Below are 14830 nucleotides of genomic sequence, written 5' to 3' on the forward strand. Positions count from 1 at the left end.
GACGCATGACGTTGCGTTTGCTCGGTACGGAGGCAGCGACGATCATCCGGCCGCCGCCTGTTTCATCAAACGCTCTCGACGGGCGATCCCTTCTGCAGCAGCCTGCCGAACGCATCGGGTTCAAGCGGATGGCCGAGCAAGAATCCCTGTACTTCGTCGCACATCAATATCTTGAGTTGTGCCAGCTGCGATGCCGTTTCGACACCCTCCGCGACTACATCCATTTTCAGCGTGTGCGCGAGCGCAATGATGGCTCGAACGATCGCGCTGCCTTCCGGATTGTGCTTGTCGAGTCCGTGAGTGAAAAAGCGGTCGATCTTCAACTGCTTCGCACGAAACCGTTGCAGGTAGCTCAGGCTCGAATAACCGGTGCCGAAGTCGTCGATCGCAACCTCGAAGCCGTTCTCGTGGAATTCGTGAATCATTGCCGTGGTGTGCGCGGCATCCTGCATCGCCACGCTTTCCGTAATCTCGAACATCAGTTGCGCGGGCTTCACGCCCTCGGCGCTCAGGATGCCGAGAAAATGCGCAACGAGACCCGTCTCCGCTATCTGGCGAGGCGACAGGTTGATCGCGACCTGGAGCGCCGGCAATCCGTCGGCTCGCCAGCGATTCAACTGACGGCACGTTTCGCGGACGACCCAGTAGCCGATTTGCACGATCTGCCCGGTACGTTCGGCGATGGGGATGAACTCCGCCGGCATCAATGTGCCGAGTTCCGGATGGTTCAACCGCAATAGCGCTTCGGCGCCGGTAATCGCGCCGCTGCGGCCGTGGAATTTCGGCTGGAAATGCAGTTCGAAGTGGCCCGCAACCAGCGCTTCGTGCAACGCGCGCTGGACCTGCAGCGTGCGGTTCGCCGCCACGTTCATGTCGCCCTGGAAGAACCGGTAGGTGCTGCGTCCCGCGCGCTTTGCCTCGTACATCGCAACGTCGGCATGCTTGAGGAGAACTTCCACGGTCTCGCCGTCGCGCGGGTACAGCGCAATGCCGATGCTCGGCGTGACCTGCAGCGGCTGGGCGTCGTTCCACAGGCCGTCGCGCATCCGGTTCAGCACGTGTTCCGCCGCACGCTCGACGTCGTCGATGGACGCCACATTTTCCAGCAGAACCACGAATTCGTCGCCGCCGAGGCGCGCGACGGTGTCGGTGGCGCGCACGCATTGCTGCAAGCGACGCGCAAACGCCTTCAGTACCTCATCGCCTGCGGTGTGGCCCAGCGAGTCGTTGATCGTCTTGAATCCGTCGAGGTCCATGAACAGCACGGCAAACTGCGCTTGGGACGGACGCTCTGTCTGGATCGCGGTCTCGATGCGCTCCATCAACGTGCGGCGGTTCGGCAGGTCGGTCAGTTCGTCGAATTGCGCCATCCGCACGATCTCGCCGTTGAGCCGCGATACCACGCTCGCGAGAAACGACGTCCGCGCGCCGGAGCGGCTGAGCACGAGCGTCACGATCAGGATCGCCAGCGTGGACAGCGTCACCGCCGTCGCGAGCAACGGCGTCGCGATCTCGTGCGTCGCGCCGCAGATCGACCCCGGCAGGAATGTGGCGGCGGCATTCGCCGTGTAGTGCATGCCGGTGATCGCGATGCCCATCACGCACGCGCCCGCGACTCGCTTCGCGTTCAGCTGGCGCTGATTGGCGGCGTTGAGGAACTGCGTGATCCACAGCGCGGCACCGGACGCGACGATCGCGATACCGATCGATGCCGCAACCAGCACGGGGTCGTAGACGATGCCCGGCTGCATTTTCATCGCGGCGTCGCCGGTGTAGTGCATGCCGGCAATGCCGAGCCCCATCAGGATCGCGCTGGTGACGAGATGGGCGGCCGACAGGGACGCGCGCGAGACGATGGACAGCGCGAACCACGACACCACGACGGCGATGGCGAGCGACGCGCCCGTGATCGCGAAGTCGTAGCCGAGCGGAATGGGCAGCGAAAACGACAGCACGCCGATGAAGTGCATCGACCAGATGCCGATACCCATGGCCATACCGCCGCCGGCGATCCATGCCTGACGCCGCCGCTCATGGCTCAGCAACGCAATCCGGCTGGAGAGATCGAGTGCCGTGTAGGCCGCGAGTGTCGCGACGACCAGAGACAATGCAGCAAGCCATGGGTTATAGGTCCCGTGCACAATGAATTTCCCCGTTTTCCGCTACCAATGACATGCGCGCTACTCGAGCCTGGATTTTGTTTCGCCACGCATTATACGGGCCGTCGATTCGCGTTATCCGGACGGGGTTGGCATCCTTTCAATCGGGCGGCGGACGCGATTTCATCGGATTTTTTTCGCACCATTGGCCGCCATGTCGATCGAGCCGACCGAGCGATGCGCGACAATATCGTCTGACATAATGGCATTCGATACGCCCGTGTCGCGTCGTGGCCGGCGCTTGTTCCGCGTACCGTGCCGCCGCGCGTATTTTCCGTATGACGTAATCGAGGTCACCGAGGAGACACATGAAATCCAGGTCGGCGGCTCCGTATACCATCGTCGCGATCGGCATCGTCGTCGCGTGCGCGCTGATGGGCCTGTGCGTGCTGCAGTTGTTGCAGAGCCGCAATGACGCGCTGGAGCGGGCGAGCGAAACATCGCGCAATCTCGGCCTGATCGCCGAGCGCGACATCGAACGCAACTTCGAACTCTACGACTTGTCGCTGCAGGCCGTCATCGACGGCCTCAAGCGTCCCGACGTGATGAATGCGCCGCCGAGCCTGCGCCGCGCGGTGCTGTTCGACAACGCGATGACCGCACAATTTCTCGGCTCGGTGCTGGTGCTCGATGCCGGCGGCAACATCGTCCTCGATTCGGGCAACGACGTGCCGCGCCGCGGCAATTTCGCCGATCGCAAGTACTTTGCCGTCCAGCGCGACAATCCGGATGCCGGACTCTACATCAGCGACCCGTTCGCGTCGCGCCTGCGCGGCGGCGTGCTCAGCATCGGGCTCACGCGGCGGATCTCGAACCCGGACGGCACGTTCGGCGGCGTCGTGCTGATGGCGGTCAACCTCGAGTATTTTCACCAGCTGTTCGCCGGCCTGTCGCTCGGGCAGCACGGCTCGATCTCGCTGATCGGCACCGACGGCGTGATGGTGATGCGCCAGCCGTACGATGCGCATACGATCGGCCGTGACATCAGCGAGGCCGCGACCTTCAAGCGCTTCCAGGCCGCGAAGGAGGGCGTGTTCTCGGAAACCTCGTCGCTCGACGGCGTGCGCCGTCTTTACTACTTCAGACATTTGCCGAGGCTGCCGCTGATCGTCATGGTCGCGGAAGCGGAGCAGGACATCTATGCGGCGTGGCGGCACCGGGCCACGACGATCGGCGCGCTGGTCGCGACGTTCGGCGCCGCGTTCATCGCGGTGTCGGTGATGCTCGGCACACAGCTGCGGCACCGGATGCGCGCCGAGTCGGAACTCGTGTTGCTCGCGCGTACCGACGGTCTCACGGGCCTGAACAATCGTCGCAGCTTCGCGGAGGTGCTGGACCGCGAGTGGCGGCGCGCACGGCGAGCGCGATCCGTGTTTTCGTTGCTGTTCGTCGACGTCGACCGCTTCAAGTCCTACAACGATACCTACGGTCATCAGGCCGGGGACGACGCGCTCACGGCGGTCGCGCGTTGTATCGGCGAAAACATCCGCCGGCCGGTCGATACCGCGGCACGCTACGGCGGAGAGGAATTCGTCGTGCTGCTTCCCGATACACCGCAGACAGGCGCCGCCCAGATCGCCGAGCGCATTCGCGCGGCGATCGACCAGCTGGCGCTCGAGCACGCGGGCAGCGAATACGGGCACGTCACGGCCAGCATCGGCCTCGCGAGCTGGAAGCCGGAGGACGACGAGGAGGCCGGCGCCGTGATCAAGGCTGCCGACGAGGCGCTGTACTACGCGAAGGCGACCGGCCGGAACAAGGTTGCCGCGTTTCAGGCACCGGCGTGACGGCGGCCGCGACACGCGTGTGCGCCGCTGCATGAGCGGCGATCCGGCCATCGTCGCGGCACCGCATGCGCGGGGCCGTCGCAAGCGATCGCGGCCCGGAAACGTTATGACGTACACCGAATAATTTATCGCGTTATATCGGTTGGGATTACAGGATCGAGAGAACAGAATCGTCGCTTCCAGAACCAGAGTGTCGTCGCCGGCCAGCCGGCGAAACAAGGGAATGCGATGAGTTCGATCGATCTGAATGCCGCTATTACGCCGGTTTCCGCGCCCATCCGCTCCGCGAGCGACGTGGCGCGCCTCATCAATACAAAGGGCAGTTCCGTCAGCCACGCGCGGATGATCGTGCTGCTCGCGCTCGGCGGCGTGTTTCTCGACGCGTACGACCTGACGACGTTGTCGTACGGCATCGACGACGTCGCGCGCGAATTCGGCCTCACGCCCGCGCTGACCGGGCTGGTCGGCTCGGCGATCATGATCGGCACGATCTTCGGCAGTCTGATCGGCGGCTGGCTGACCGACCGGATCGGCCGCTATCAGGTGTTCATGGCCGACATGCTGTTCTTCGTGATCGCGGCGATCGCGGCCGGGCTCGCGCCGAACGTCTGGGTGCTGATCGGCGCGCGCTTCGTGATGGGGCTCGGGGTCGGCATCGACCTGCCCGTCGCGATGGCGTTTCTCGCGGAATTCTCGAAGTTCAACGGCCGCGGCAACAAGGCTTCGCGGCTCGCCGCCTGGTGCCCGATGTGGTACGTGGCGTCGTCGGTCTGCTTCCTGCTGATCTTCGGGCTGTATTTTCTGCTGCCGGCCGAGCATGCGGGCTGGCTGTGGCGCGCGTCGCTGATCTTCGGCGCGGTGCCCGCGCTCGTCATCATCCTGGTGCGCAACCGCTTCATGAACGAATCGCCGCTGTGGGCCGCGAACCAGGGCGACCTCGCGAATGCGGCGCGCATTCTGCGCGAGTCGTACGGCATTCACGCGCACGAAGCGGAGGATGCGCCGCGCACGCCGAGCCAGCCGCCCGTGCGGATCCGCGTGCTGTTCCAGCGGCCGTATCTCGGCCGCACGATCGTCGCCAGCGTGATGAACCTGTGCATTCCGTTCGAATACACGGCGATCGCGTTCTTCCTGCCGTCGATCCTGTCGCAGTTTCTCGGCGCGGGCGTGTTCGAGACGATCGCGGCGTCGCTCGCGCTGAACGTGCTGTTCGCGTTCACGGGCGGCTTGCTCGGCATGCGGCTCGCATCCCGCTATCCGTCGCGCCATGTCGCGATCGCCGGTTTCGCGCTGCAGTTCGTCGCGCTCGTCGCGCTTGCGCTGGCAGGGCATCCGCACGGCGCGCTCGCGGTGGGCCTCGTGCTGCTGATGCTCGGCACGTGGCTGTTCGCAGAGGGCTTCGGGCCCGGCGCGCAGATGATGATCTATCCGACGCTGTCCTATCCGGCATCGATTCGCGGCACCGGCGTCGGCTTCGGGCGCTCGCTGTGCGGGATCGGCCAGGCGCTCGCGCTGTTCGTGCTGCCGATCCTGCAAGCGCGGCTCGGCACGGACATGTTCTGGGTCGTCGCGATCAGCGCGATTACGCCGATCGTGTTCCTGCTGATCGTGCGTCATGAGCCGACGGCGCGCGATATCGACGACGAGTCGGCCATCGTGTGAGCTCGCGTCCGGCCGGTACGCGCCAACCCGTTCGCCGCAATGGCGGTCTTCGCGCTACAGTGAACGTCAATCGCCTTCGATCGGAGGCGGACGCGAGGGTCGAACCATGCAACTGCAAACCGGCAACCTGTTCAGCATCGAACGCGCACGCGGCCGCGACGAGCAGCTCGACGTGCTCGTCGCGGGCGCGCGTCTGAACGTCGAGCGCATCGTTTCGATGGGGCACACGAGCCCCGACGGCTTCTGGTATGACGATCCGCGCGCGGAATGGGTCGCGCTGCTGTCCGGCGCGGCCGTGCTCGAGTTCGAAGCGGATGCGACGCTGCACGACATGCGCCCCGGCGACTACGTGCTGATCGAACCGCACTGCCGGCATCGCGTTGCGTGGACGCATCCTGACGAGCCGTCCGTGTGGCTCGCGATCTACCATGACGCCGAATCGCGCCGTTGACCGGGCTTACCCGCGTCCGACGAACGGCATCGTGGTTGCCATGATCGTCATGTTCAGGATGTTCGTATCCAGCGGAAGGCTCGCCATCTGAACGACGGCATGCGCGACGTGCGCGACGTCCATCCGCGCCTCGGGCGCCATGCGCCCGTCGGCCTGCAAGACGCCTTCCGTCATCCGGTCGGTGAGCGACGTCGCTGCGTTGCCGATATCGATCTGGCTGCACGCGATGTTGTACGCGCGGCCGTCGAGCGCGAGCGACTTGGTGATGCCGGCCACCGCATGCTTGGTCGCCGTGTACGCGATCGTGTTCGGGCGCGGCGTATGGGCCGAGATCGAACCGTTGTTGATGATCCGGCCGCCCTGCGGCGTTTGCGCCTTCATCAGCCGCCACGCCGCGCGCGCACACAGAAAGACTCCCGTCAGGTTCGTCGCGACCACGTCGTTCCAGACGCCGAATTCGTATTCGTCGAGCGGCACGGCCGGCGCGTTGCGGCCGGCGTTGTTGAAGAGCACGTCGAGCCGGCCGAATAGCTGCGCGATCTGCGCGAACGCATGGTCGACGGACGCTTCGTCGGTGACGTCGGCGCGCAACGCGTGTGCATCGCCGCCGGCGGCAGCGATCGCTTCCTGCGTCTCGCGCAGCGAGGCTTCGTTGCGCCCGATCAGCGCGACGGTAAATCCCGCGTTCGCGAGGGCGATCGCCGACGCACGGCCGATGCCGGATCCGGCGCCCGTGACCGCGGCGAACTTCTTCGTGACTGACATGGCTTGATTTCCTGCGGGTTGACGTGACGAAAGCGGCGATGGTCGCCGGAGGTGCGCGGCGTGCGCCGCAGCGAAGCGACATCCTACCGCGCATGCCGGCATTCGCGCCGGATGCGACTACTTGCTGCGTGCAGGCGCAGCCTTTCGGCCGCGTGTCCCGGTTTCCGCGAACAGGCCGACCACGACATCGCGCAGCCACCGGTTTCCTTCGTCCTGATTCACGCGCGTATGCCACAGCATGTGGATCGGCGCGCCCGGCAGCGTGACCGGCAGCGCCCGCCAGCCGAGCGAAAACGGCGCGGCGAGCTGCAGCGCAAGATGTTCGGGCACGGTCGCGATCAGGTCGGTGCGCTGCAGGATATAGCCGACGCTCATGAAATGCGGCACCGTCAGCCGCACGCGGCGCTTCACGCGGCGCCGCTTCAGCCATTCGTCCACCTGGCCGTGGCCGGTGCCGGCCGACACGACGACCAGATGCTCGGCATCCCGCCACGCGTCGACGGTCAGCGGCGCGTCTTCGAGCGGATGACCGCGCCGGAACAGGCATACGTACCGCTGATCGAACAGCCGGCGCTGGTAGAACCCGCCCTGCAGTTGCGGCAGCAGCCCGATCGCGAGATCGACGCGGCCGTCGGCCATCTCGTCGGCGAGGTTGACGTTGGTGTTGCGCACCGTATTGAGCGCGATGCCCGGCGCCGCGCGCGACAGGTGTTCGAGCAACGCCGGCAGAAACACGACTTCGCCGATGTCGGTCATCCCGATCGTCATCGTGCGCGATGCGCGCAGCGGATCGAACCCGGTCTCGGGATTGAGCGCCGCATGCAGCGTCGCCAGCGCGTGCGCAACCGGTTCGGCGAGGCGCAGCGCGAACGGCGTCGGCACGACGCCGCCCGGCGCCCGTACGAACAGCGGGTCGCCGAGCCGGCGGCGCAGCTTCGCGAGCGCGTTGCTGACGCCCGGCTGGCTCATGTTCATCTGCTCGGCGACGGTCGACACGCGCCGCTCCTGCATCAGCCGCTGGAACAGCAACAGCAGGTTGAGGTCGATCTCGGTCAGTTCCATGATTTCGCGCCGTCTCCGATTATTCCGTTCCGTGATGAAGCGGATTCCGTCCATTTTATTGTGGGATGACAGTGGGCTGCCGACAATACCGACACGACGCCTGCATTCGACAGGCGCGCCCCATCACCATCTGAATATCGGAGACACGTTCATCATGCAGACGAATCTGAGAATCGCGATCGTAGGGGCCGGCATCGGCGGCCTGACGCTGGCGCTCGCGTTGCGCGAGCGCGGCATCGACGCGCAGTTGTACGAGCAGACCGACGTGCTGCGCGAGGTCGGCGCTGCCGTCGCGCTGTCGGCCAATGCGACGCGTTTCTACGAACGGATGGGATTACGTCCGGCTTTCGATGCGGTTTGCGCGGAAATCCCGGGCCTCGTCTATCGCGACGGGCGCAGCGGTGCGGTGATCGGCCACCATCGCGGCGAGCCCGACTACCGCCGGCAGTTCGGCGGCTCGTACTGGGGCGTGCATCGCGCGGACCTGCAGTCGATCCTGTCGAAGGCGGTCAGCGCCGCGCAGATTCATCTCGGCCATCGGCTCGTCGATCTCGCACAGCATCCGGATCGCGTCACGCTGAGCTTCGACAACGGCGAGCGCATCGACGCCGATCTCGTGATCGGCGCGGATGGCGCGCGCTCGATCACGCGGCGCTGGATGCTCGGCTATGACGACGTGCTGTATTCCGGCTGCTCGGGTTTTCGCGGCGTGGTGCCGGCCGAGCGGATGGACCTGCTGCCGGATCCCGAGACCATCCAGTTCTGGGTCGGGCCGCACGGGCATCTGCTGCACTATCCGATCGGCGACAACGGCGACCAGAACTTCCTGCTGGTCGAGCGGCATCCGTCGCCGTGGCCGTTGCGCGACTGGGTGATGCCGGCGCAGGAGGGCGAGCAGCTACGGCTGTTCGGCGACTGGCATCCGGCAGTGGTGCAGATGATCACCGCGGTGCCGATCAGCCAGCGCTGGGGGCTGTTCCACCGGCCGCCGCTCGGCCGCTGGAGCCGCGGCCGCGTGACGCTGATCGGCGACGCCGCGCATGCGCTGGTGCCGCATCACGGGCAGGGCGCGAACCAGTCGATCGAGGATGCGATGGTGCTGGCCGCGCAACTCGCGAAGGCCGGGCCCCGGAACTGGCGCGAAGCGCAGGAAGCGTACGAGCGGCTGCGGCGCGGGCGCACGCGCAAGGTGCAGTACGCATCGATCTCCGCGGCCGACGTGCTGCATCTGCCGGACGGACCGGCCGCGCATGCGCGCAATGCGCGTCTTGCCGCACGCGACAGCGTGCTGCATCACCTCGACTGGATTCACGATTTCGACGCGCTCGCCGACGAACCGAACGAGCGGCAGGGCGGGACGTGGCTTTGAGCGGTCGGCGGCGTTGCCGGCGGTCGCGGTGTGGATGACGCGCACCATCGTCGCGCGTTCGTTCGCCGCCGACACGGAGATCGTGCCGCCCGAGTGCGGCCGGCCTGCCGCGAAGTGCGCCGCACGCATGCGGTCGATCACCCGCTTCGCACGTCGTGCCAACCGACCGGTGCGGCACTCGAACGCACACGCGCCCGCGTGGCTGCCGGCCGTCCGGCACACGAGCCGGCCACTCGCAGGACCGTCACGCGTAGTCGGCCACCCGTTGCGCGTCGCGCTTGACCTGCTCGATGTCGCGAAACCGCGCGGCCGGATGCGCATCCGGCAACTTCGCCGAGCCGCCGAACAGCTTCTCGCGCAGCGTGCCCGGCGCGTATTCGGTCGGATACACGCCGCGCCGCTGCAGTTCCGGCACGAGGTGGCGCACGATGTCCTCGAAGGTTTCGTGCGCGACGGCATACGCGAGATTGAAGCCGTCGACGTCGGTCGCGGCGACCCATTCCTGCAGGATGTCCGCGACGGTCTGCGCGGAGCCGACGAACACCGGCCCCATCCCGCCGATGCCGCCCCACGCGGCGAGCTCCTCGATCGTCCACGCGGTATCGCCGCCGGCCAGGTGCTCGACGGCCGACACGATCGCATTCGTCTCGACGCGCCTGACCGCGTCGGTCGGCGCGTACTGGCCGAAATCGATGCCGGTCCAGCCGGACATGAAGACGAGCGAGCCGTCGTACGACACGTAGCGCCGGTACTCGTCGAACTTCGCGTGCGCTTTCTCGTCGGTTTCGTCGACGATCACCGTGACGAGGTTGTAGATCAGCACGTCGTGCGCGTCGCGGCCTGCGGCGGCGGCCTGCGCGCGCACGTCGGCGACGTAGCGCGCGAGCTGCGCGCGCGTCGGTGCGGCGACGAACACGCATTCGGCGTGCTGCGCGGCGAACGCCTTGCCGGGCCCGGACGCGCCGGCCTGGAACAGCACCGGTGTGCGCTGCGGCGACGGTTCGCACAGGTGATAGCCGGGCACGTCGAAGAAACGCCCCTTGTGGCCGATCTCGTGCACCTTCTCCGGATGCGTGAACACGCGGCCCTCGCGATCGCGCACCACCGCGCCGTCTTCCCAGCTGCCTTCGAACAGCTTGTACAGGACTTCGACGTATTCGGCCGCGACCGCATAGCGGTCGTCGTGCGTGCGCAGCCCGTGGTCGCCGACGTTCTTCGCGCCGCTTTCCAGATACGACGTGACGATGTTCCATGCGAGCCGGCCCTTCGTGTGATGGTCGGCGGTCGACAGCCGGCGCGCGAACGTGTACGGATGCTCGAACGTCGTCGACGCGGTGATGCCGATCCCGAGATGCTCGGTCGCCATCGCGATCGGCGCGGCGAGCTGCAGCGGATCGTTGACCGGGATCTGCGCGGCCTGGTGCAGCGCGTGGTAGTCGCTGCCGCGGTAGACGTCGTAATAGCCGATCACGTCCGCGATGAAGATCGCGTCGAAGATGCCGCGTTCGAGCACGCGCGCGAGATCGGTCCAGTAGTCGAGATCCTTGTACTGCCACGAGCGATCGCGCGGATGCGCCCACAGGCCGGGCGACTGGTGGCCGACGCAGTTCATCTCGAACGCGTTGAAGCGGATCGTCTTGCTCATCGTGCGGCCTCCGTTGCGGTGCCAGCCTCCGCTGGTGCGCCATTGCCGACGCGCCACACGAACGGCGGCGTGCGTCCGTTGACGACCCAGTCGCCGACGATTCGCGCCTTGTAGACGAGCGGATTGTGCGACGACACCGTGCGCGCGTTGCGCCAGTGACGATCGAGCGCGGTCGTGCTGCGCGTAGCCGACGCGCCGAGTGCGTCGAACACGTGCGTCGCCGCGCGCAGCACGAGTTCCGACACGACGAGCTGGCTTTGCGCGGACTCGATTTCGGCGGCGACGTTCGCCGCGCGTTCGGCTTCGTCGTCGTTGCCGAAGCGGGCGAGATACGCATGCTGCAGCGGCTGCGCGGCACGCAGCGCGAGCGCATCGGCCGCGTACGCCCACGATGCGATCTCTCCGATCACCTGCTGAAGCTGCGCATCGTCGCCCGCACGCGCGGCGTTGCCGTGGCTGTACACGCGCGAGCGGTTGCGTACGAGTTCGCCCGCATCGCGCACGATCGCATGGCCGATGCCCGCCAGCGTGGCGACGTGGAACAGTTGGTAGAACGCCGTCTGATATTTGAAGCGGCGCGCGAAGTCGATCACGTGGTCCGCGTCGACCGCCGCATTCTCGAAGCGCGTCGTGCCGCTGCCGGTCGTGCGCTGCCCGAAGCCGTCCCAGTCGTCTTCGAGTATCACGCCCGGCTGCACGGTGGCGACGGCGACGATCACGTCGCTGCCGTCATGCTCGCGCTGCGCGAACACGTCGATCCAGTCCGCGAACAGGCTGCCCGTGCTGTAGAACTTCCGGCCGTTCAGCACGAGCCGGCCATTCTTCTCCGAAACCTTGGTGATGGTCTGGCCGAGCGGGACGTCGCCGGCTTCCGACCACGCATTGCCGACGAGCTGGCCGCTCGCGAAGCGGTCGAACCATGTCGTGCGCTGCGGCCCGGGCGGTGCGTTGAGCCAGTCCTCGACGAACGCGAAGTGGCCGCGCAACGCCTGCGGCAGATTGGAATCGGCGGTCGCGAGCTCGATGAGCAGCCTGAACAGCTGCGGCAGCGATGCGCCGGCGCCGCCATCGCGCACCGGCAGCCGGATCGAGCCGAAGCCGGCGGCCTTCAGCCAGCCGATCGCTTCGTGCGGCAGTTCGCGGCGGCGTTCGCGCTCCGCGGTGCCGGCGGCGATCCGGTCGAATAGGGGACGAAACCGGCTCGCGAGCGCCTCGTAGTCGGTGCCGGTGGAAAGAGCGGGATCTGCGTGCGACGAAGTCATGCGGGGTTCCTCGAAGGGCGGGGCCGTTTGCAGCGGGAGCCCAGTATAGGAAGCGCGACGCGCGCGTTCCAATAACGGATTCGCAGATCGTTATCGTCGCTGCGCATTACGGGAACCGGCGAGCGCAAGCTGCGACGTTCGGGCATCGGTTGCGCTGCAGAAGCGCGGGACCGGGCGCGGGCCATGCTGCACAAGGTCGTTTGTGATCCGAAGGAATATCGTTACGAGAATCGCTCGGTTTGCCGGCACGCGCCGCGCTGCTAGATTGAATGCTTTCGATATTCGACAGGAGAGCCCGATGTCAGATACGAGCGCGACGCTGCAGGAGCGGCCGGCCGATGCAAAACCGCAGGTGGCGCGCGTGATCGCCGACGACGCACAAGCGATCGAAGCCGCGCATGCGCTTGCGCAGCGGCTCGCCGAAGGGGCGTCCGGGCGCGATCGCGAGCGCCGCCTGCCGCGCGACGAGATCGAATGGTTCTCGCAGTCGGGACTGTGGGCGATCACGGTGCCGAAGGCCTACGGCGGCGCGGGCGTATCGCACGTGACGCTCACCGAGGTGATCAAGATCGTCGCGGCGGCCGATGCGTCGCTCGGGCAGTTGCCGCAGAATCACTTCGGGCTCGTCGACGTGATCGCGCTGATCGGTACCGACGCGCAAAAGCGCCATTTCTTCGCGGAAATCCTGAGCGGCAAGCGCTTCGGCAACGGTTTCTCGGAGAAGGGCACGAAGCACGTGCTCGACCTGAAGACGCGCGTGCGGCGCGATGGCGACGACTACGTCGTCGACGGCACGAAGTTCTATTCGACCGGTGCGCTGTTCGCACACTACGTACCGGTGCTGGGCCTCGACGATGCACGGCAGGCATGGCTCGCGTATGTCCCGCAGCCGACGCCGGGGCTCACCGTGATCGACGACTGGTCGGGCTTCGGCCAGCGCACGACGGCGAGCGGCACGGTAGTGCTCGACGGCGTGCGCGTGCCGGCGTCGCATGTATTGCATGCGCAGCGCGTGTCGGACGAGCCGACGCTCAACGGTCCGCTGTCGCAGATCATCCAGGCCGCGATCGATGCGGGCATCGCGAAGGCGGCCATTGAGGATACGGAGGCGTTCGTGCGCACCCGTACGCGGCCGTGGGTCGACAGCGGCGTCGCACGAGCGACCGACGATCCGTTGATCGTCCGCGAGATCGGCCGCCTGCATATCCAGCTGCATGCGGCGGAAGCGCTGCTCGAACGCGCGGCGCGCGCGCTCGACGAGATCGCCGCGCGCGGCACGGTGACCGACGACGATGTCGCGCGCGCATCGGTCGCGGTCGGCGAGGCGAAGGTGCTGACGACCGAAATCGCGCTGCTCGCGGGCGAAAAACTGTTCGAACTGGCCGGCACGCAGTCGACGCTCGCCGAACACAATCTCGACCGGCACTGGCGCAACGCGCGCACGCATACGCTGCACGATCCGGTGCGGTGGAAGTATCACCTCGTCGGCAATTACTATCTGAACGGCGTGCGCCCGGCACGCCATGCGTGGAATTGAATCGCGCACGTTTGCGACGCGAATGCGAACGCAGATGCGGATGCGGATGCGGATGCGCGCATTGCGCCGGAAACCGGGGCCCAACGGAGCGTGAAGCGTCCGGCAGGCGGCGCGCAGCTGCGTGACGCGCGCTGCGGCGTCGTTACTTCACGCACTCCAGCGCGTACTTCAACCCTTGCCCGAGGATGCCGCGCCACACGTCCCACGTATGGCCGCCGTCGACGATGCGCAGCTCGGCCGGATTCTGCTCGCGGCGCAGGTGCGTATACAGCAGGCTCGATTCCGCCTGGATCGTCAGGTCGTCGTCGCCGGCCGCGATGAACATCGGCACGCGCCACGTGCGCGCGAAATAGCCGCGCATCAGTGCCGGGTAGTTCAGCTCGTGCCACACGCGCGGGTCGAACTGCCGGTCGCCGAACACGCCGACGTAGCGCGCGGCGGAATTGAGCGGCGGCTCGTTCGCGTAGATCGCGGGGCTCAGCAGCATCGCGCCGCAGAACAGGCCCGGCTCGAGCAGCGAGAAGCGCAGCGCGCCGAAGCCGCCCATCGACACGCCGCCGATCGCGCGGCCCGCGCGCTGGTTCGACACCGCGAAGTGCGCTTCGACTTCCGGCAGCAGGTCGTTCAGGAACGCGCTCTGCATCTTCTCCTTGCGATCCACGTACCAGTCGGTGCCGCCTTGCGGCATCACGATCACGACGGGTGGAATCTCGTGGCGCTCGATCAGCGTGTCGGTGGTCGCCTGCAGCCGGCCCTGCGTGATCCAGTCGTTCGCGTTGCCGGCATTGCCGTGCAGCAGGTACAGCACCGGATAGCGCGCGCCCTCCGGGTTGTAGCCGGGCGGCAGGTAGACCGTATAGGACCAGTCGCGCTTCAGCGACGCCGACCGGAACGAACGCAGCACGATGCTGCTGCCCGGGTTGACCGGCGCCTCCTGCGCGGCCGGCGCGACCGTTGCGGGCGGGACGAGCGCGGCCGCGGGCGCGGAGGCCGCCGGCGAAACCGCGGACGCGCCCGGCGTGGCATGGGCGGTGGCGAGAGCGCCGGCGAGCAGGGCGGCGGCGAACGGAAGGGCGAGTCGGCGCATGGCGAAGCGTTTCAGGGGAGGCGCCCGCTATCGTAGCAGCGGCG

General features: G+C 67.0%; 11 protein-coding genes. 5 read left to right on the forward strand and 6 right to left on the reverse strand.

What is annotated here, in order from left to right:
* Positions 1-65: 65 nt before the first annotated feature.
* The gene (locus Q3A80_RS04635) at positions 66-2141 is read right to left on the reverse strand and encodes a putative bifunctional diguanylate cyclase/phosphodiesterase (protein WP_446327894.1); all 2076 of its coding nucleotides are present in this window, start codon (positions 2139-2141) and stop codon (positions 66-68) included.
* A gap of 326 nt (positions 2142-2467) precedes the next feature.
* Between Q3A80_RS04635 and Q3A80_RS04640 the strand changes: the two genes are divergently transcribed.
* The 3 genes from Q3A80_RS04640 (at position 2468) to Q3A80_RS04650 (ending at position 6059) form a co-directional block, all read left to right on the forward strand.
* Positions 2468-3946 carry a sensor domain-containing diguanylate cyclase gene (locus tag Q3A80_RS04640; RefSeq protein ID WP_446327895.1) on the forward strand — a complete coding sequence of 493 codons (1479 nt, stop codon included), beginning with the start codon at positions 2468-2470 and terminating at the stop codon, positions 3944-3946.
* A 228-nt stretch (positions 3947-4174) separates the two neighbouring features.
* On the forward strand, positions 4175-5608 hold the full coding sequence (locus Q3A80_RS04645; RefSeq protein ID WP_446327896.1) for an MFS transporter: 1434 nt from the start codon (positions 4175-4177) through the stop codon (positions 5606-5608).
* 106 nt (positions 5609-5714) lie between these two features.
* Positions 5715-6059, forward strand: coding sequence for a cupin domain-containing protein (locus Q3A80_RS04650; protein ID WP_446327897.1), 345 nt, complete (start codon positions 5715-5717; stop codon positions 6057-6059).
* A gap of 6 nt (positions 6060-6065) precedes the next feature.
* Here the strand turns inward: Q3A80_RS04650 and Q3A80_RS04655 are convergent, their stop codons facing one another.
* Positions 6066-6824 carry an SDR family oxidoreductase gene (locus Q3A80_RS04655; protein WP_446327898.1) on the reverse strand — a complete coding sequence of 253 codons (759 nt, stop codon included), beginning with the start codon at positions 6822-6824 and terminating at the stop codon, positions 6066-6068.
* Between the two features lie 117 nt (positions 6825-6941).
* Positions 6942-7886 (reverse strand): LysR family transcriptional regulator, encoded by a 945-nt coding sequence (locus Q3A80_RS04660; RefSeq protein WP_446327899.1) that lies wholly within the window; start codon positions 7884-7886, stop codon positions 6942-6944.
* Between the two features lie 154 nt (positions 7887-8040).
* Between Q3A80_RS04660 and Q3A80_RS04665 the strand changes: the two genes are divergently transcribed.
* Positions 8041-9255 carry an FAD-dependent oxidoreductase gene (locus tag Q3A80_RS04665; protein ID WP_446327900.1) on the forward strand — a complete coding sequence of 405 codons (1215 nt, stop codon included), beginning with the start codon at positions 8041-8043 and terminating at the stop codon, positions 9253-9255.
* Positions 9256-9499: 244 nt separating this feature from the next.
* Here Q3A80_RS04665 and Q3A80_RS04670 read toward each other — a convergent pair whose 3' ends face one another.
* Entirely contained in the window at positions 9500-10900 is a 1401-nt protein-coding gene (locus Q3A80_RS04670) for an LLM class flavin-dependent oxidoreductase (RefSeq protein WP_446327901.1), read from the reverse strand.
* Complete coding sequence (locus Q3A80_RS04675) at positions 10897-12162, reverse strand: acyl-CoA dehydrogenase family protein (protein ID WP_446327902.1); 1266 nt, start codon at positions 12160-12162, stop codon at positions 10897-10899. The genes Q3A80_RS04670 and Q3A80_RS04675 overlap by 4 nt, the downstream gene beginning before the upstream one ends.
* A 298-nt stretch (positions 12163-12460) precedes the next feature.
* Here Q3A80_RS04675 and Q3A80_RS04680 point away from each other — a divergent pair, with 298 nt between their 5' ends.
* A complete protein-coding gene (locus tag Q3A80_RS04680) occupies positions 12461-13699 on the forward strand; it encodes an SfnB family sulfur acquisition oxidoreductase (protein ID WP_446327903.1) in 1239 nt (412 codons plus the stop codon).
* A gap of 142 nt (positions 13700-13841) precedes the next feature.
* Here Q3A80_RS04680 and Q3A80_RS04685 read toward each other — a convergent pair whose 3' ends face one another.
* Complete coding sequence (locus tag Q3A80_RS04685; RefSeq protein ID WP_446327904.1) at positions 13842-14786, reverse strand: alpha/beta hydrolase; 945 nt, start codon at positions 14784-14786, stop codon at positions 13842-13844.
* Positions 14787-14830: the final 44 nt, after the last annotated feature.

This window comes from Burkholderia sp. SR8, assembly GCF_052851275.1.